This is a genomic window from Salinibacter sp. 10B (assembly GCF_002954405.1).
In the GTDB taxonomy this organism is placed as follows: domain Bacteria; phylum Bacteroidota; class Rhodothermia; order Rhodothermales; family Salinibacteraceae; genus Salinibacter.
In genome coordinates this window covers 3,985,811-4,003,409 of record NZ_MQWC01000004.1, presented here as the reverse complement: position 1 = coordinate 4,003,409, position 17,599 = coordinate 3,985,811, and the positions used below count along the sequence as shown (strand labels likewise).

Below are 17,599 nucleotides of genomic sequence, written 5' to 3'. Positions count from 1 at the left end.
CCCTTGACCCTGTCCGGCTCAGATAACAGCTTATGGGCGGTACTTTTCTCGTTTTCTCGTAACCCATCCCTGCCCGTGTTTGCCTCCCCCCTCGTCTCCGAGCCGATGGCGATCATAGCCCTCTTTACTGCGATTCTGGGCACGGTCTTTTGGCTCGACTCCTTTGACGCTTTGGAGTCGGTGTTTCGATACCTGCCGCCGGTGATCTGGGCGTACTTCGTGCCGATGCTGTGCACCACCATCGGGATCACGCCGGCCGAAAGCGCGGTCTACGACTGGATGTCGACCTACCTGCTTCCATTCTCGCTTTTTCTGCTGATGATCACGGTGGACCTGAAGGCCATCCTCCGCCTCGGTCCCATGGCCCTGTTCATGATGTGTGCAGGCACGCTCGGCATTGTTGTGGGGGGACCGGTCGCCTTTGCGATCTTCGGGCCCTTCTTCGAAGACCCGATGGCCTGGAAGGGATTTGCCGCCCTCTCGGGCAGTTGGATTGGGGGCACAGCCAACATGGTGGCCATGAAGCAGAGCGTGGGAACCCCAGACAGTACGCTCGGCCCCCTGCTGGTGGTAGACGTGGTGGCAGGGTACGGGTGGATGGGCGTGCTCATCTTCCTCAGTGCCTATCAGGATCGGTTTGACACCTGGATGCAGGCGGACACCTCCACGATGGATGCGCTGCAGGAAAAGATGAAAAACGCGGACGACAATCGGCGTCCCGTCACACTTCGGGACCTGTCGGTCATGGTGGGCATTGCCCTTGCCGCCACCGTGGGCGCAAAGGCCATCGCAGACGGACTGCCGGAACTAGGGGATCCGACCATTATCACAGCCGGCACGTGGGCCATCCTTATCGTAGTGACGGCAGGCCTGCTCCTCTCGTTTACCCCTCTTCAGGAGATGGAGAACGCAGGCGCGTCGCGGATGGGCTACTTTGCGCTCTACCTCCTGCTCACCTCCATCGGGGCCAAGGCCGACCTCATGGCCGTCCTCGACGTGCCCCTCTACCTGCTGGCCGGCATCGTGTGGATTGCGATCCACATCGCGTTCCTCATGGCGGCCGCCCGGATGGTCCGCGCGCCACTCTTCTTTGTAGCAACCGGCAGCATGGCCAATGTAGGCGGAGCCGCTAGCGCCCCCATCGTGGCGGGCGTGTACCTACCGGCGATGGCCCCGGTGGGACTCCTCATGGGCGTGGCGGGATACATTCTGGGCATTTATGCCGCGCTGGGCTGCAGCTGGCTTCTGGGACTGGTCGCCGTGGGACTGTAGGACGCTGTTCCTTTACGCCCCCGACGTCGTTCCTTCCCCGTGTGCCTTCCCGATCTGCTGCAAGCGGGAAACGACCGCATCGACCGAACGTGCAGCATCCACGGTGTGATGTGCATCCTCGTAGGCAGAGCGTCGATCGAACAACATTTGCTCAATTCGCGCTCGCATGTTTGAGCCCGATAGCGCTTCCCCGTCGTCGTCCTGCAAGAGGGGACGCTGATCGGCCTCGTCCGCCACGCGTTCCAGAACGGTCTCCGGATCTACCTTCAAGTACACCACGCGGCCATGTGCCTTCGCAAACGCCCGATTTTCCTCATCTATGAGGGCGCCGCCGCCTAGTGCCACGACGAGCTCGTCCGTCTCCGCCGTCTGGCGCAAGGCCGTGCGTTCCAGATGACGGAAGTGCTCTTCCCCATCCTCAGCAAAAATATCGGGAATGGAGCGCCCAGCGTGGGCCGTGATGAGGCGATCCAGATCGAGAAAGGTCATGCCCAACCGGGCCGCTACGCGCGGCCCGACGGTGGATTTCCCACTTGCCATGAAGCCGTTTAAGTACAAACGCATTCCGGGGTATACCTTTTAAACGTTGGAGTCTGATGTGCAGATGCTTTGTGCTGTAACGACGTCCGTTCAGCCCGTTTCCCAACACAACTCCGTAGAACCAGCCCGTTCCTCCGGAGTTCGGGCCTCTGCTCACGCGCCTCTTCCCTACGATTGTCCTGCCCCACAACCGCTTCGCTCCCATTCATGCCTCGCTACCGCATGCTCGTCGAATACGACGGCACCGACTTCCACGGATGGCAGATCCAACCCGACGTCCCTACGATCCAGGGAGCGCTCGAAGAGGCGGTTGAGACCCTCGCGTCCACCGCCTGCCGGGTAACGGGCTCCGGACGAACGGATGCGGGTGTTCATGCACATGGGCAGGTTGCGCACGTCGATCTTCCTTCTCCCCGAGATCCTTTTCGGTTGCGCGGCTCTCTGAACGGGCTCACGCCCGCCGCGATCGCCGTGCGACGCGTTGAACGCGCGCCCGACCACTTCCACGCCCGCTACGATGCTCGCCATCGCCGGTACCACTATTTCCTCCACACACAGCCCTGCGCCCTGGAGCGCCGCCGCCGCACCCACGTTCGTCCCGTCCCCCACTTCGAACGAATGGCGGCCGCTACGCCCGACCTGATCGGAACCCAGCACTTTGGGTCCTTCTGTCTCACTCAGTCGGAAACCAAAAATCGCGTCTGTACACTTACGCATGCCCGCTGGGTACAGGAGTGTCGTCGCGGTTTTTGGCGGTTCGAGATTGCCGGCACCCGGTTCCTGCACGGAATGGTCCGCGCCATTGTAGGCACTCTTATCGAAATCGGGCATGGAAAGCGTCCCGCCGATGCCCTTCCCACTGTGATCGATGCCCGAGACCGTCGCGCTGCCGGTCCGTCCATGCCGCCAGAGGGGTTGGTCCTGAAAACAGTTCAGTACGAAACAGATCTCTGGACCGAACACGCCGAAGCGTCCCCCGCTCGCCCCTCCTGATCGGGCCGCCCCTCTTCCTGGAAGGAGCGCACCCCGATCCCCCCTCCGCTGCCCCCTTCCACGAGTCGGTAACATCCAAGCCCCGATGGGCGTATTCGGGGTGAGTCTATTCTCTCATTGTTCCTCTCGTCCTATGGATCTTGACCTCGACACGGTGCTTCGGTGGCTTGTCTACGGCCTCCTAGCCCTCATCGGCCTTAGTCTGCTGGGCGTCCTTGTGGACGTAGCCAGCACCCTCCTCTGGCTGACCCTCAAAGCCGGCGTCGTTGTTCTTGTGGTTCTCTTCCTCCTTCGTCTGCTGAGCGGATCTGAAGATTAATGCCGTCTCCCGAAGGTGGATGCCCATTTCCGAGCTCCGTCCCGTACAGAACTCGTGCCCTTAGCGAACGGCGCCCTCCCGTCCTCCAATGCAAACCCTCCATTGGATGAAGAGGCACTCGGAATCGATTCGCCCCTGGACACTGTGTATAGATCTACGGGGAGTGATAACCAGAGACTGTTTCGCCCTCAAACGAGGGTGTAGAACGCGTTGCTGCGAATCGCTCATGTCGGTCTATCGAGCTTTTTCTGTACTGCGGGGGCCCCGGTGCTGACGTACAGACTCCACGCCCAGACCGGCAAAATTCAAAACAGTCTCTACGTCCACTCGGGCACACCTTCCTCCCAGAAAGGTTTGGTATCCTCCCTCATCCTTTGAATTACTGCTCCTCTCTACTGTGGACACGATCGATGCCCCGTCTCCTCCCTCCACCGACAGTGCCGAGGACGTCTTTGGAATTCCGGCTGAGGCTCATCTTCTGAAGCAGGTGATTGTCCATACCCCAGGGCAGGAGATGGAGTTGGTGGCCCCCGATAACCGTGAAGAGCTTCTCTTCGACGACATTTTGTTCGTAGGGAACGCCCGAAAAGAGCACCTACTCATGTGCTCAATCTTCGAGAAGATTGTGGGCCGGCCGGAAACGGTGTTGCAGATTAGCGATCTGCTCCTGGAGGCCTTTAAGAAGGAGGAGGCACGCCACACATTCGTAGAAAAGCTGTGCCGGAGCCTCCCCGAACAGAACCTGGGCACTGTAGAGAACGAATTGAAGCAGTTCTCGCCGCAGGACCTACAACAGTTTGCCCTTACGGGCGAGTCGGACCTCCCCATCCGTGTGCAGCCCGTGCCCAACCTGATGTTCACGCGGGATTTGGCCGCCGTTGTCCACGACCACATCATCCTGAGCCATGCGGCCACCGTCGCCCGCACTCGCGAGAGCATCATCATCAATGTTATCCTCAATCACCATCCCCGCTTCGCTCCATACAGCGACAAGGTGATTGAACTCCCCCCCGGCGTGACGTTCGAAGGAGGCGACCTGCTCGTCGCCAGCCCCGATACGGTTCTCATCGGACACTCGGAGCGCACTTCGTTCGGCGCGATCATGACCATCGCCCACGAGCTGTTCGAGCGGACCCCGGTCGAGCACGTCGTTGCCGTAGACCTGCCGCGCCGCCGGGCGACAATGCACCTCGACACGGTGTTTACCTTTGCCTCCCCAACGGAGGTCATTGCCTTCCCGCCCCTTCTGGAGTCCCACGGCTTCGGCTACGCAATGCACCTCATGCCCTCCGACGAGCCGGGGCAATTCATGACCGACATGCGGCCCAACTTCCGAGATACACTCGACGATCTGCTTGATCGGGAATTGACCTACATTCCCTGTGGAGGAACCGAGCGGCTTCACCAGGAGCGCGAACAGTGGACCGACGGAGCCAATGTGTTTGCCGCTGCTCCCGGTGCCATCCTAGGCTACGAGCGCAATCGGCGCACCTTCAACCTTCTTCAGGAGCACGGGTATCGTGTCGTTTCCGCCGAGAGCTTCCTGTCATACTACGAGTCGAGTCCCTTCGTCCCCGGCTCCGAAAAAGTCGCCATCCAGTTGGCCGGTACCGAGCTGTCTCGAGGACGGGGCGGTCCGCGCTGCATGACCCTTCCGGTGGCCCGCCATACTCAGCCGACGGGGGACAACGCCTAGGAATCGGGAGAATAGGAAACGCTCCGCTCTGGATTCGCTCCAGAACGGCTGCTTCTTCCCCGATTTGCTTTGGCCAATGTGCTCCTTATGTTTACGGGAGATCGCACCCGTTTTTCGAGGGGATCCATGTCTTTTGCCATGCAGATCACCTGTTGGGGCACACGGGGCTCCATCCCCGCCCCCACCCCGAAGAATCAACGCTACGGGGGCAACACCTCCTGCGTGACCGTTGAGGCGGAGGACCGCCTTCTCGTTATCGATGCCGGCACGGGTATCCGGCGCCTTGGACACGAACTCCTAGGAACGGACAAGTCGATATATATTGTCCTCACCCACGTGCACAGTGATCACGTGGAGGGCTTTCCCTTCTTCAAACCGGTCTACGAAGAGGAACGCACCATCCATCTTGTGGACCACAACTATGAGGACACGCAGTGGTGCCTCCTGGAGCGTTTTGACGGCTTTCATTTTCCGCTGACCGAGATGGAGATTCCTGCCACGCTCCACCGCGTACAGGAAAATGGGATGGCGTTCTTGAACGATCAAGGCTTCCCCCTTTCTCGACGCCCCGTCAATCATCCGGGCGGCGCATACGGATATCGCATTTCATTGAACGGACGGACCGCCGTCCATATTCCCGACAACGAAATCGATCCCCCCGGGGCGGCCGTCACGTCGTTCAATGAGCTCGTGTCCTTTTGCAACGGGGCCGACGTGCTCATCCACGACGCTCAGTACATCCAGGACGACATGCCAGAAAAGTCGGGCTGGGGACACAGCGTACTGACGGACGTGTGCCGCCTCGCCGCAGAGGCAGACGTCGGTCACCTCGTTCTTTTCCACCACGACCCGGACCGGTCGGACGAGGCCCTCGACACGATGCAATCCCGAGCGCGGGAGCAACTTGCGCCCCACGGCATCGACTGCACGGCTGCGTACGAGGGCCTCACCCTCTAATTCCCCGCTCCAGAGAGGAGGACGTCAGATGCGACTGTAGTACTGGTCGTCGTCCTCATCTTCGTCGTCGACCATGTAGTCGTCAGACGGAATTTCGAGGTAGGCCATCAGCCAGTCGAGCGCCCACACCTCGGTTTCGGTGCCGTCCCAGGGATACCCCTCTTGCACCTCATCGGCTACACGCTCCCAGTCCACCGTCCATTCCTCGTGGACGGGAAAGGCAAACGGGTGATCGTCGGTTTCGAAGTACAGCATTCCCTCGTCCGGGTCATAGATGCTGTCAACACCGCCGTCGTCCTGTGCCAGCTTGGCGGCCCGAACGAGAAGCGGGACCTTGGACTGAAAGTCCAACTTCGGCACCTCGTCCTCTTGACTCAGCAAGAAGTTTGCGAGCGTGGCACAGCCGTCACTGACCTCCAGAGCCGCCTGGGCGGCTTGTCGGGTCGTCGGGTCGGCCTCGATTGAGTCGAGGGACGCCTCGACGAGTGGCCACACCTCAACCGGCTCCTCGCTCTTAGTGGTGTTTTCCTTACGCGGGATGACTACAGTTTCGTTCTCGATATCCACGGGTCTGGGTACAATGATGATGAGGCCCGCCCCGAAACAAACGTCCGTCCGGATCGGCTCGGCCTCATGAATAACGGAGTGGTGAATCTACATACCTACAAGATGTGCGGGGACGAGCGAACATGCAACCGCAATTTGCTCGTAGGGCAAAACGTATCCTGATCCTCATCAAATGGGCGTACGGTCCCTCCCCTGGAGATCCTCCGGACTCGTTCTGAACACCCGTCCCTTGGCACGAAGAATACGCTGTCGGGAGCATCGTTCCGACTGCGGGCTTTCTCTAGTGCCCAACCCCACGGCCTTCCCCGCCCGCTACATATTCCGCCGGTACTCTCCGCCAACCTCAAACAGCGCCTCTGTGATTTGCCCGAGCGAGCAGTATTTCACGGCGTCCATGAGGACCTCGAACGTGTTCTCGCCCTCGCGGGCCGCTTCTTTGAGCTCGGCGAGCATAGCGTCGTTCTTATCGACGTAACGCTCCTGAAAGGCGTGGAGATTGCGGAGCTGGTGCTCCTTCTCCTCCGTCGACGACCGCATCAGGTCGACCTCCGTCTCGGAGACCTCTCCATTCTCCTCTTCCTTCGTGAAGGTGTTGACCCCAATGACGGGTTTTTCACCGGAGTGCTTCTGCTCTTCGTATTTCATCGATTCCTGCTGAATCTTGCCACGCTGATACATCGACTCCATCGCCCCCAGCACGCCGCCCCGGTCGTTGATGCGACGAAACTCCTGCATCACGGCCTCTTCCACCAGGTCCGTCAGCTCCTCGATGATGAAGGAGCCCTGGAGCGGGTTCTCGTTCATCGTCATGCCCAGCTCCTTGTTGATGATGAGCTGGATGGCCATGGCGCGCCGCACGCTCTCTTCCGTCGGCGTGGTGATGGCTTCGTCGTAGGCATTGGTGTGCAAGGAGTTACAGTTGTCGTAAATAGCCATCAGTGCCTGCAACGTGGTGCGGATGTCGTTGAACTGGATCTCCTCCGCGTGCAGACTACGACCGGAGGTCTGGATGTGGTACTTCAGCTTCTGTGAGCGCTCGTTGGCCCCATAAAGGTCCCGCATCGCGACGCTCCAGATGCGACGCGCCACCCGTCCAATAACACTGTACTCCGGATCCATGCCGTTCGAAAAGAAAAACGAGAGGTTCTGGGCAAAGTCGTCGATGTCCATGCCTCGACTCAGGTAATACTCCACGTACGTGAAGCCATTGGCCAGCGTGAAGGCCAGTTGCGTGATGGGATTGGCTCCGGCCTCGGCGATGTGGTAGCCGGAAATGGACACCGAGTAGTAGTTCCGCACGTCCCAGTCGATGAAGTACTGCTGGATGTCCCCCATCATCCGGAGGGAGAAGTCCGTGGAGAAGATGCAGGTATTCTGGGCCTGGTCTTCCTTCAGAATGTCGGCCTGCACTGTGCCGCGGACGACATTGAGCGTCTCGGCCTTGATGTCCTCGTATTTCTCGCGGTCGAGCACGCCCCACTCCACCAGCTCCTCCCCGCTCGTGCCCAACAGGCCAAGCCCGCTGCCGTCGTGGGTCTCGGGCAGCTTGTCCTCTCGTCCGTCCGGGCCATACGGCACGTACTCCGGACGATCATCCCCCAGTTTCTCGTCAATCACCGATTCGGCTTCCTCCCATCGGCCCTCTTCCTTCAGGTACTTCTCGATCTGCTGGTCGATGGCCGCGTTGAAGAACATGGCCATCAACATGGGCGCCGGGCCGTTAATCGTCATCGACACGCTCGTCTTCGGGTCGCAGAGGTCGAAGCCCGAGAAGAGCTTCTTCATGTCGTCGAGGGTGCAGATGGAGACGCCTGCGTTGCCGACCTTGCCGTACACGTCGGGCTGCTCCGCGGGGTCGTGACCGTAGAGGGTGACGCTGTCGAAGGCGGTGGAGAGGCGGTTGGCCTCGTCGCCCTGCGAGACGAGGTGAAAGCGACGGTTGGTGCGCTCCGGCGAGCCCTCGCCCGCAAACTGACGAGTCGGCATTTCGCCTTCGCGCTTGAAGGGAAAGACGCCCGCCGTATAAGGGAAGTAGCCGGGGAGGTTTTCGAGCAGAGCGAACTCCAGTCGCTCTCCAGGATCCTCCGTCTTGGGCAGGGCGACGCGCGGAACCTTGGTGCCGCTCAGGCTCTCACGGTAGAGGGGCACGGTGAAGTCGCGACCGCGAACCGTGTAGGTAAACTCCTCCTCCTGATAGTCCTCCGCCAAGTCGTCCCAGCCGTCCAGAATGTCTTTGCATTGCTTATCGAGCTTGTCCCACCAGTGCTGCTGCATCTCGTCAAGGCGCCCCTCAATCTGCTTCTGATCCTCCGGCGCCCAGTCCTCTACCTGCTCGCGGGCCCCCTTCGCCTCCCCCCATTTGCGCGCATATTCGACCTGCTGCTCCGCCCAGTCGCGATACTGCTCACAGGTCTCCACAATCTCGCCTAGGTAGCGCTCCCGTTCGGGGGGGATGATGGACACTTCGGCAGGGTCCGGCTCCGGCACCTCTCCCGCGTACGTCTGGGTCTCGCGGTTGAAGTCGAGGTCCTCATTGAGGCGGTCGAGGAGAGCCTTGTAGAGACGCGTCACGCCGGGATCGCCGAAGTGCGCCGCCATCGTGGGGTAGACGGGCATGTCCTCCGGATCCTCGTCAAAGCGGACACGGTTGCGCTGTACCTGCTTCCGCACGTCGCGCAGGGCGTCTTCGGAGCCCCGCTTTTCGAACTTGTTGATCGCCACAAAGTCGGCAAGGTCGAGCATCCCGATCTTCTCCAGCTGCGTCGGCGCACCGAAGTCGTGCGTCATCACGTAGAGCGTGAGATCGGTGAGATCCACAATCTCCGTGTCGCTTTGCCCGATGCCCGCCGTCTCCACGACGATGAGGTCGTAGGCGGCGGCCTGGCACACGCCAATCGCTTCCTTGAGCGCCTCGGTGGTCGTGCGGTTGGCCTCCCGGGTAGCGAAGGAGCGCATGTATACGCGGTCCGAGTTCGGGCCGTAGATGGCGTTCATGCGGATGCGGTCGCCCAGGAGCGCCCCGCCCGTACGGCGGCGGGTCGGATCGATCGACAGGACCGCAACCTCCAGGTCGTCGAAGTCATTGAGGAAGTGCCGCACAATTTCGTCGGTCAGCGTTGACTTTCCAGCCCCCCCCGTACCGGTGATCCCCAGTGTTGGCGCTCTCGCCCCTTCAACCTTCAAGGCTCCCACGTCCAATGCCTCTGGACTCCCATCCCCTCTTGGTTCTCCATCAGTAGAAGGCGCCTCAACCTCTTGCTCAGCCCCAACCACGACCGCCGCCCGCTCCGGCTCCGGCGCCTCGACGCGTGAAAGTTGTCGAGCAACGACGCGAGAATCTCGTTTCGGCACGTCCTCCGGCACGTGAAAGTCTGCGTCCACCACCGGGAAGTCGCATTCCTTCACCATGTCGTTGATCATGCCCTGAAGGCCCATCTCCATGCCCTCATCGGGTGAATAAATGTGGGCGATGCCGTAGGCTTCCAGCTCTTTCTTCTCCTCTGGCACAATGACACCGCCGCCGCCCCCATAGACCCGAATGTGCCCCGCCCCTCGCTCCTCCAGCAGATCGTGCATATACTTAAAGTACTCCATATGCCCACCCTGGTAGCTGGACACGGCAATGCCCTGGGCGTCTTCTTGAATCGCGGTGTCCACAATCTCTTTCACCGACCGATTGTGTCCCAGATGAATCACCTCTGCTCCGGTAGCCTGTAAAATCCGACGCATAATGTTGATCGCCGCGTCGTGCCCGTCGAACAGGCTCGTGGCAGTAACGAAACGTACGGGATGGGTGGGCTGATAGCGGTCGACGTCCATTCGGAAAAACCAACTGTGAGAACAGAACGGAGAGGCAGGCTACACTCAATACCCAGAGTCAGAAGGGGGGATTCGATTTTTCCTATAATTTGAAAGCGCTTCCACCTGTTGGTACGACTGGAGGATACAGATGTTTGAACGAAGGGGCTCTCCCGTGCCGGGCGGAGACGCAAACGGATACAAGAGTCCGTTCATTGACAACGGCTTCCATTCGGAGGACAATCGTTGCGTCCTGCCGGACCCACAGCGTATGCACCCAAAACAGCTTCTTAAATCGCTCACGATCTCGAACTCGGAACTGCAATCGCTGCCCAGAAGCCGTCGAGTCGAGAAAAGCGAACCGTCCACTGGCGCTCCTCCTTGATCCGAACCGTTGCCCGTCCCGCCTCTGGCTGAACGTCGAGCATGAGAGCTTTTGGAGAGGTTCGGAAGCCGGACCGCCGCGCCTTTAGCGTCGCTTCTTTCAGTGTCCAACAAAGGATGAGCGATGCATCCGAACTGTAGGGAAGAGCCTCTACGAGCCCCCGATCCTCGGGCGCGAACAGGAAGCGGGCAATCGCTGAATCTCGCGGCTGGATCCGCTCCAGGTCAACCCCAATCCGGTGCTGCGCACAGGCCGCAATTGCCCGAAGACCGGAGTGAGCAATCGACACGTGCCAGTCGGTCGCCTCTACGTCCACAGCGTCATCGTCAGCCCGTCGGAGAGGAACCTCGCCCGGCGCACAGTTGAGACAATCGGCCAGAAGACGACGAGCTGCGGCGCGCCCCGCCACGAACTCCTGCCGGCGTTTTTCCGACCCAAACGAGGCGTGACAAGCCGATTCCTCATGCGACAGCCATCGGTGCCACGTTTCGGCTGCCTCTTCTTCGTACACCACTGCTCGCGCCCGGACGGACGACGGCAACAACTGGGCAAATGAGTCCATCATTATGGGGCTACAATGGCCGGCAAAATGGGGAATGTCCCACAGACCCGCATTCCTATCCCCCGTTTAGGACGCGACTCTCCAAGGGAACCTCACCGCGGGCCGAGCGCTCGGCGAACGTGCTTCTCCAACGAGCCCTTGATGTCGTCAATGACATCCGCTCCGTCCTCAGTCTCCACGGAAATGGCATGTACATACAGGAAGTCGCAGTCCGGCGAGACATCAAGGCTTAGTGTACCGGGGGTGAGCGAGATGAGATTGGCCAATACGGTGATTTCACGGCCCGTCGTCACATCCAGGGGATACCGAATAATCGCCGGTTGGATGTCGAGGGTCGGCTGGATCGTATAGCGGGCCACCTGAAGGGCCGACACCATCAGTTCTCGCAGAAAGACCAGCAGGAGCACAAGCACGCGCCAGGTCCGGATCAAGGGACGCACGCCCTCGCTCAGCCGACGCGACTCGGTCGGGTCCTCCACGTCGAAGAGCGGACGAGTCACGCGGAGAATGGCTCCGCCGAAAAGCACCCCCAAAAGCACGTTACCCACGCTGAGCGTGCCTTGTAGCGCCACCCAGATGAGCGTGAGCAAAAAGATGCGTACGCTTGTTGCGACCATACCGACCTCCGCTCAGACGGATCTTGGAAATCATGAATGAGAACATCTCTACCCTCCCAGCACGGCCTGCACGTATGGCCCCGTGTCTGTGAGGTGCGCTGCCGCTTTATGTGCGAATGAGAAAACCGGCTCTGCATAACACCCAAGCACGAAGAGTGCGAGTGCGAGCACCCCCACCGGTCCATTCATGAGGAAGCGGGCATTGAGGGCCTCCATCGTGGGCAACTCTCCTTCCTTCGGGCGCCAGAACGCCCGGCCCCACACCTGTGCGACCGCTAGCAGCGTGAGCAGTCCCACCACCAGCGCAACCGCCACGAGAACCCACTGCTCCTGTTGCACCCCTGCCTGTAGGAGGGTCAACTTGCCCCAGAAGCCCGGAAACGGCGGAAAGCCTGCCAGCGAGAACGCCGGAACGATAAACATCGTCGCGAGAAGCGGCCGGTGCTCATAGAGCCCTCCCATCTTGGAAATGTTGGTAGTGCCCGTCTCGCGCTCCATGAGACCGCCAATGAGAAAGAGTGTCGTCTTCACCGGCACGTCTTGAAAGACGTAAAAGATAGCTCCCGCCAGCCCGAGCGTCGTGAGGAAGCCGAGGCCCATCACCACGTAGCCCATCGCACTGATGACGAGAAAGGCCAGCAGACGCAGGATGTGACGCTGCACCAGGGCCCCGAACACCCCAAGAAGCATCGTAGCCCCCGCCACGACCAGCAGTACGGCCTGCGTATACCCATCGGGGTTTGGAAATAGAAGCGTAAAGATTCGGATGAGCGAGTAGATGCCGACCTTCGTGAGTAGCCCCGCAAAGATGGCGGCGATGGGCGCGGGCGGCGTGTGGTACGACGCCGGCAGCCAGTAGTAGAGCGGAAAAAGTCCCGCCTTGATGCCGAAGCCGATGAGGAAGAGCATCGCGATGGCTGGGCCGAGCCCGGCCTCTCGGACCGGCGCCATGCTCTGCGAAAGATCCGCCAGATTCAGGGTGCCCGTGAGGCCGTAGAGCAGTCCGATCGCAGTCAAGAAGGCCGCCGAGGACACAAGGTTGATCCCCACGTACTTGACCGCCCCGTCGAGCTGCTCTCGGTCGTTGCCCAGCACCAGCAGTACGAACGAGGAGATCAGCAGCACCTCGAACCAGACGTACATGTTGAAGAGGTCCCCCGTGATAAACGCCCCGTTGATGCCCATGATCAGCAGATGAAAGAGAATGTGGAACCCAAAACGCTCTCGGGTTTCATCAATGCCGGCAAGCGCGTAGACGGCGACGGCCAGGGCCACGAAGCCGGAGACGGCTACTAGTCCGGCACTGAAATAATCGACCACGAGCGTGATGCCGAACGGCGCCGGCCAGTTGCCCATCTGCACCGCAAGAATGCCGTGGCTCTGGACCTGGTACACCAGTCCCCCGCCAACCCCAAACATGACGATCGCCCCCAACACGCTCAGTCCTCGCTGCACGGTCGGGTAGTTGCGCGCAAGCAGCGCCAGCATGCCCGTGATGGCAGGCACAATGATGGGCAGAATGAGAAGCGTGTTCATACTGCAGGGGAGGCGAGCGTGAGAAGAGCAGCCGGATCAGGAAAAATCGGTCAGGCCGGGAGGCGCTTCGATTCCTCGTGCACGTCAAGCGTATCGGTGGGTTCGGAGCCCCGCACCTCGTCGGACTGGATGGTCTCGTTGGCTGCGAAATTGCGGTAGACCAACACAAGGGTAAAGGCCAACAGCCCGAAGCTAATCACGATGGCCGTGAGGATGAGGGCCTGCGGCAGGGGATTGGCGTAGGCTCCCTCCAGCACCTTCTGTCCTTTTGGAATGACTGGCGGTTCTGCCCGGGTAAGTCGCCCCATCGTGAAGATGAGGAGGTTGACTCCATTGCCCAAAATGATCACCCCAATGACGAAGCGGAGGAGGTTGCGCCGCATCAGCAAATAGAAACTGGCGGCCAGCAGGACCCCGGACACAACGGAAATAATCAGTTCCATAACAACAATCCAGCTTGAATCAAAACACGATGCGCCCCTCACTCTTCGACGAGCCCCGGCAGTCGATCTTCCACAGAAAACACCATGAGCAGCACGGTCCCCACCACCACCAGCATCACTCCGAGGTCAAAGAGTAGGGCAGACCCGAGATGGAAATCTCCAATCAGCGGCAGATGCGGATGCAACCACAATCCTGTGAGGAAGGGCTTCCCCAGCACCAGTGCCAGGACCCCCGCCCCATACGCAAGCGCGAGCCCAACGCCAAGCAGCGTGTGCGGCTCAACGCGCAAGACCTCTCGTGCCTGCTGCACCCCTGCCGCGAGCGCATACAACACAAACGCACTTGCCGCAACGAGTCCCCCGACAAATCCTCCCCCCGGCAGGTTATGCCCGCGAAGCATCATAAAAACCGAAAAGAGCAGGAGTAGAGGCACCAGCAGTCGGGCCGCCACTCGCAAGATTAAAGAATAAAGCATCAGTGCCGAATCGCTCCTACCAAGGTACAATGCACGTCCTCCGCCCCTTCCCTCGCACGCAGACGACCTATTCAGCCGTCGACGCCGCCCCTTCCTCTGCCGGGACCTCGTCGTCCGCCTCTGCATGCGCGTCCCGACGGGGCATCCGCATCAACACGTAGACCCCGATTGCCGCAATCGTGAGTACAGTGATCTCTCCCATGGTGTCAATGCCCCGAAAGTCCACCAGGATCACGTTAACGACATTGTGTCCCAGGGCCTCAGTGTAGCTGTTTTGGGCGAGGTACTCACTGACGCGGCGGTCGAGCGGGGAGCTGACGATTACGCTCATCATCACGGTGTACAGCGCCCCACAGCCCAACGCTATTGCCCCGTCCCGCAGCCGAACGCCGAGCGGCTCTTCCTCCTCGATTCCCGGCAGGTGGATGATGACGATCACGAGCAGGATGAGCGTCAACGTCTCAATGGCGAACTGCGTCATCGCTAGGTCGGGCGCCCCGAAGAGTAGGTACAGGAGCGCCACCCCGTAGCCCCCCACGCTGAGGGCCAGGATGGCGATGAACCGCCCCGTCGTCCGAACGGCCACGAACGTCGAAAGCATAATGAGGCCGGCCAGCGCAGCCTCGTAGTACGCTACATCTCCGTCAAATTCGGGCCAGCCGACCTGCGCCTCAACCAGCCCGCCCCCCACCAGCACGATCACGGACGTGAAGATCGCAAACAGATACCAGCGAAAGCGCCCATTCTGGAAGAGAACCGTGATGCCCTCACTGAACCGGGCGAGTCCGTACAATCCTCGTTCGAAGACCCGGCCCGGCCCGTGACCGAATGCAGTGCCCAATCCAGCCATGACCCCACTCTCCTGGATTGACTCCCAGGTTGCGTACACGGTGAAGCCCAAAGCAAAGGTTACCAGGCTCGCCATCAGCGCCGGACTGAAGCCGTGCCAGAGGGCGAGATGGAGTTCGTGCGACTCTTGCAGGATGCCGGTCTGCGCAGACTGAAGCAACGAATGATCGATGAGCGCCGGATACACCCCGAACGTAAGCCCAAGGGCCCCCAGCACGAGCGGCCCCAGCCACATGCTCACGGGCGCCTCGTGCGGCTCCCGCGTGAAGGCCCCCTTCTGCTCCCCGATAAACGGCTTCAGGCCCACCACGAGCCCGGACGCGACGAGCGCCACGTTCGCCAGTACGCTCACCCCCAAGAGCAATATCCCAAAGGAATCGGCGTGAAGGGCAGCCTCGTAGGTCATCTCTTTGCCAATGAAGCCGAAGAGAGGCGGAATGCCCGCCATAGAAAGCCCCGTCGCTACGGCTCCTGCCATCGTCCAGGGCATCGCATTTCGCAGGCCGCCGAGCTCCCGCACGTTCCGGGTGCCGGTCTCGTGGTCGATACTTCCGGCCATCATGAAGAGCCCCCCTTTGTAGAGCGCATGCACGACCGTAAAGGTCACCATCGCCGTGATGGCCTCCTCGCCCCCCACGCCCAGCAGCATGGTCAGAAGCCCGAGCACCATTACTGTCGTGTAGGCCAGGATCTGCTTCAGGTCGGTGTAGCGCAGGGCGAGCCACGCGCTCATCAGCATCGTGAAGCCGCCAACAATGCCGAGCGTGCCTTCCCATACCGCCGTTCCGCCCAGCACCGGACTCAATCGGGCAAGCAGAAAGACGCCGGCCTTGACCATTGTCGCGGAGTGGAGGTAGGCGCTCACCGGCGTGGGTCCCGCCATTGCCGCCGGCAGCCAGAAGTGAAAGGGAAACTGCGCCGACTTCGTAAAGGCCCCGGCACACACCAAAACGAAAATCGCGAGGTAGTACGGATGCGATTGCACCGCTGCCCCCATCGACAGCATCTCGCTAAACTCCATCGTTCCCGTCACCTGCCCGAGCAGCAGCAGTCCCCCCAGAAGCGCGAGCCCGCCCCCTCCGGTTACGACGAGCGCCTTGCGGGCCGCCACGCGAGATTCCTCCTCGGTGTGGTAGAAGCCAATCAGGAGGTACGACGTGAGGCTCGTGAGCTCAAAGAAGATAAAAAAGACGTAGATGTTGTCCGCCAGCACGAGCCCAAGCATCGCCCCCATGAACGACAGGAGCTGTACGTAGAAGCGTCCCAGCTGCTCGTGATGAGCAAGGTACCCCCCCGCGTACACGACTATGAGCGTGCCGATGCCTGTGACGAGCAGGGCAAAGAGCAGACTCAACCCGTCCAGGTAAAACGAGAGCGGAATATTGAGCGACGGCAGCCACTCGAACGACTGACGAACAGTCTCGCCATGGGCCACAGTGGGCACCTGCCGCGCAAAGAAGACGAACACGCCCAGCGGAAGGAGCCCCAAAATCCAGCCTGCTGCCTGCCGCGACACCCGAACTACGAGCGGGGACAGTGCAGCACCAAGAAAGATACTGAGAACGGCAAACAGCATGAAAAACGGTTCCTACTATGGCCGAATCCGAGGGTCACGGGCGGAGCGATCCACACTTCGACTACGGGCGGGCGTCTCCAACCGGGGAAACGTCATGACCGATTCACTCACGACTCAGGCTCCTCTCCTTCCCGCCGGAGATCGCCGTATCCCGCCTGCCAATCGTCGAACGACGTCCCGTCCCAGAGAGAGACGCCCCCCAAATAGCCCGCCCGCCCAATCATGTGGGCCGATACCGGAGCCGTGAACAGGACGAAGAGAAAGGCGACGATAGCCCGGGTTCCCACACTGACATCCGCAAAGGCGACCGTCGCGGACACGAGAATGAGTCCAATACCGAGGGTCCCTGCCTTCGTAAGCGCATGCATGCGCGTGTACAGGTCAGGCAACCGCAGCAATCCAATTGCCGCCACCAACATAAACACCGTGCCCCCGATCATAAGGAGGCCGGCCACAATACTGCTCATGAGTCCACGAGGGCTTCTCCGGAACGAACACGCTCGATGTAACGGGCCACAGCCAAAGTGCCCAGAAAGGCCAACAATCCCAGCACGAGGGCAGCGTCGATGAACGTATCCTCCCCGACCAGAATTGCGTAGGTGGTGAGAAACCCCATTGCCAGATACGCCACCAGATCCAGGGCCACGACGCGGTCGGCAAGACTGGGTCCCCAAAGCACACGCAACAAGGCCCCGAGAATCGAGAGGCTGAGCGTAGCGAGGGTGACGTAAATGGCCCACAGCAGCGGACCCTCAACGGTAAAAACGCTCATGAGCCGGATAAAACAACCAGGAAACACATAGACGGCGCAGGGGGCACTCCGCACAGGATCTATACTAATGTCTTGGCTGGAAAGAGTCCAGCCTTCCCCGACAAGCAGCCTTGAATTTCTTGCTCCGTCCGCCCCTCCCGCTGAAGTGCATATAAAAAAGGGGTGACCGGCGACCGGCCACCCCAAACACGCTGTTCTACAGGAACGACGACCAGGGGGCGCTAGTGGTCCTGCCCCCCAA

16 protein-coding genes are annotated in these 17,599 nt (G+C 60.6%); 5 read left to right on the top strand and 11 right to left on the bottom strand.

Translation table 11 applies throughout. The annotated features are described in order from the left end of the window. The first annotated feature begins 75 nt into the window (after nt 1-75). Entirely contained in the window at nt 76-1,272 is a 1,197-nt protein-coding gene (locus BSZ35_RS16355; protein WP_258096752.1) for a DUF819 family protein, read from the top strand. Between the two features lie 12 nt (nt 1,273-1,284). Here BSZ35_RS16355 and BSZ35_RS16350 read toward each other — a convergent pair whose 3' ends face one another. Continuing rightward, nucleotides 1,285-1,836 carry a shikimate kinase gene (locus BSZ35_RS16350; protein WP_105013442.1) on the bottom strand — a complete coding sequence of 184 codons (552 nt, stop codon included), beginning with the start codon at nt 1,834-1,836 and terminating at the stop codon, nt 1,285-1,287. A 183-nt stretch (nt 1,837-2,019) separates the two neighbouring features. On the opposite strand from BSZ35_RS16350, the gene truA reads away from it, so the two are divergent. From truA to BSZ35_RS16330, 4 genes are all read left to right on the top strand, one after another. After that, nucleotides 2,020-2,805, top strand: a complete 786-nt coding sequence (gene truA, locus BSZ35_RS16345; RefSeq protein ID WP_105013441.1) for a tRNA pseudouridine(38-40) synthase TruA — start codon at nt 2,020-2,022, stop codon at nt 2,803-2,805. A 133-nt stretch (nt 2,806-2,938) separates the two neighbouring features. Then, entirely contained in the window at nt 2,939-3,124 is a 186-nt protein-coding gene (locus BSZ35_RS16340) for a hypothetical protein (RefSeq protein ID WP_105013440.1), read from the top strand. A 397-nt stretch (nt 3,125-3,521) separates the two neighbouring features. Next, complete coding sequence (locus BSZ35_RS16335; RefSeq protein ID WP_105013439.1) at nt 3,522-4,820, top strand: arginine deiminase family protein; 1,299 nt, start codon at nt 3,522-3,524, stop codon at nt 4,818-4,820. A gap of 138 nt (nt 4,821-4,958) precedes the next feature. Then, the gene (locus BSZ35_RS16330; protein ID WP_219846661.1) at nt 4,959-5,777 is read left to right on the top strand and encodes an MBL fold metallo-hydrolase; all 819 of its coding nucleotides are present in this window, start codon (nt 4,959-4,961) and stop codon (nt 5,775-5,777) included. 24 nt (nt 5,778-5,801) lie between these two features. Here the strand turns inward: BSZ35_RS16330 and BSZ35_RS16325 are convergent, their stop codons facing one another. The 10 genes from BSZ35_RS16325 to BSZ35_RS16280 all read right to left on the bottom strand — a co-directional run bounded on the left by BSZ35_RS16325 (nt 5,802) and on the right by BSZ35_RS16280 (nt 17,358). Next, on the bottom strand, nt 5,802-6,344 hold the full coding sequence (locus tag BSZ35_RS16325; RefSeq protein WP_105013437.1) for a hypothetical protein: 543 nt from the start codon (nt 6,342-6,344) through the stop codon (nt 5,802-5,804). Between the two features lie 312 nt (nt 6,345-6,656). After that, on the bottom strand, nt 6,657-10,163 hold the full coding sequence (locus BSZ35_RS16320; protein WP_105013436.1) for a methylmalonyl-CoA mutase family protein: 3,507 nt from the start codon (nt 10,161-10,163) through the stop codon (nt 6,657-6,659). Nucleotides 10,164-10,441: 278 nt separating this feature from the next. Further along, a complete protein-coding gene (locus tag BSZ35_RS16315; RefSeq protein ID WP_105013435.1) occupies nt 10,442-11,092 on the bottom strand; it encodes a 4'-phosphopantetheinyl transferase superfamily protein in 651 nt (216 codons plus the stop codon). Nucleotides 11,093-11,181: 89 nt separating this feature from the next. Continuing rightward, nucleotides 11,182-11,706 (bottom strand): Na+/H+ antiporter subunit E, encoded by a 525-nt coding sequence (locus tag BSZ35_RS16310; RefSeq protein WP_105013434.1) that lies wholly within the window; start codon nt 11,704-11,706, stop codon nt 11,182-11,184. 48 nt (nt 11,707-11,754) lie between these two features. Next, nucleotides 11,755-13,242 (bottom strand): Na+/H+ antiporter subunit D, encoded by a 1,488-nt coding sequence (locus BSZ35_RS16305; RefSeq protein WP_105013433.1) that lies wholly within the window; start codon nt 13,240-13,242, stop codon nt 11,755-11,757. A 50-nt stretch (nt 13,243-13,292) separates the two neighbouring features. After that, nucleotides 13,293-13,685: a Na+/H+ antiporter subunit C gene (locus BSZ35_RS16300; protein ID WP_105013432.1), complete on the bottom strand. Its 393-nt coding sequence runs from the start codon at nt 13,683-13,685 to the stop codon at nt 13,293-13,295. A 38-nt stretch (nt 13,686-13,723) separates the two neighbouring features. Continuing rightward, entirely contained in the window at nt 13,724-14,164 is a 441-nt protein-coding gene (locus BSZ35_RS16295; RefSeq protein WP_181149415.1) for a Na+/H+ antiporter subunit B, read from the bottom strand. A gap of 64 nt (nt 14,165-14,228) precedes the next feature. After that, nucleotides 14,229-16,586, bottom strand: coding sequence for a putative monovalent cation/H+ antiporter subunit A (locus BSZ35_RS16290; RefSeq protein WP_105013430.1), 2,358 nt, complete (start codon nt 16,584-16,586; stop codon nt 14,229-14,231). 107 nt (nt 16,587-16,693) lie between these two features. Beyond that, nucleotides 16,694-17,053, bottom strand: a complete 360-nt coding sequence (gene mnhG / locus BSZ35_RS16285) for a monovalent cation/H(+) antiporter subunit G (RefSeq protein ID WP_105013429.1) — start codon at nt 17,051-17,053, stop codon at nt 16,694-16,696. Further along, on the bottom strand, nt 17,050-17,358 hold the full coding sequence (locus tag BSZ35_RS16280) for a monovalent cation/H+ antiporter complex subunit F (protein ID WP_105013428.1): 309 nt from the start codon (nt 17,356-17,358) through the stop codon (nt 17,050-17,052). The genes mnhG and BSZ35_RS16280 overlap by 4 nt, the downstream gene beginning before the upstream one ends. Nucleotides 17,359-17,599 lie beyond the last annotated feature (241 nt).

Excerpts from the sequence above, each read along its gene's own strand:
- BSZ35_RS16290 (WP_105013430.1), bottom strand. The coding sequence starts at position 16,586 with ATGCTGTTTGCCGTTCTCAGTATCTTTCTTGGTGCTGCACTGTCCCCG.
- mnhG (WP_105013429.1), bottom strand. The coding sequence starts at position 17,053 with ATGAGCAGTATTGTGGCCGGCCTCCTTATGATCGGGGGCACGGTGTTT.
- BSZ35_RS16330 (WP_219846661.1), top strand. The coding sequence starts at position 4,959 with ATGCAGATCACCTGTTGGGGCACACGGGGCTCCATCCCCGCCCCCACC.
- BSZ35_RS16305 (WP_105013433.1), bottom strand. The coding sequence starts at position 13,242 with ATGAACACGCTTCTCATTCTGCCCATCATTGTGCCTGCCATCACGGGC.
- BSZ35_RS16300 (WP_105013432.1), bottom strand. The coding sequence starts at position 13,685 with ATGGAACTGATTATTTCCGTTGTGTCCGGGGTCCTGCTGGCCGCCAGT.
- BSZ35_RS16315 (WP_105013435.1), bottom strand. The coding sequence starts at position 11,092 with ATGATGGACTCATTTGCCCAGTTGTTGCCGTCGTCCGTCCGGGCGCGA.
- BSZ35_RS16280 (WP_105013428.1), bottom strand. The coding sequence starts at position 17,358 with ATGAGCGTTTTTACCGTTGAGGGTCCGCTGCTGTGGGCCATTTACGTC.
- BSZ35_RS16310 (WP_105013434.1), bottom strand. The coding sequence starts at position 11,706 with ATGGTCGCAACAAGCGTACGCATCTTTTTGCTCACGCTCATCTGGGTG.
- BSZ35_RS16350 (WP_105013442.1), bottom strand. The coding sequence starts at position 1,836 with ATGCGTTTGTACTTAAACGGCTTCATGGCAAGTGGGAAATCCACCGTC.
- BSZ35_RS16320 (WP_105013436.1), bottom strand. The coding sequence starts at position 10,163 with ATGGACGTCGACCGCTATCAGCCCACCCATCCCGTACGTTTCGTTACT.
- truA (WP_105013441.1), top strand. The coding sequence starts at position 2,020 with ATGCCTCGCTACCGCATGCTCGTCGAATACGACGGCACCGACTTCCAC.
- BSZ35_RS16340 (WP_105013440.1), top strand. The coding sequence starts at position 2,939 with ATGGATCTTGACCTCGACACGGTGCTTCGGTGGCTTGTCTACGGCCTC.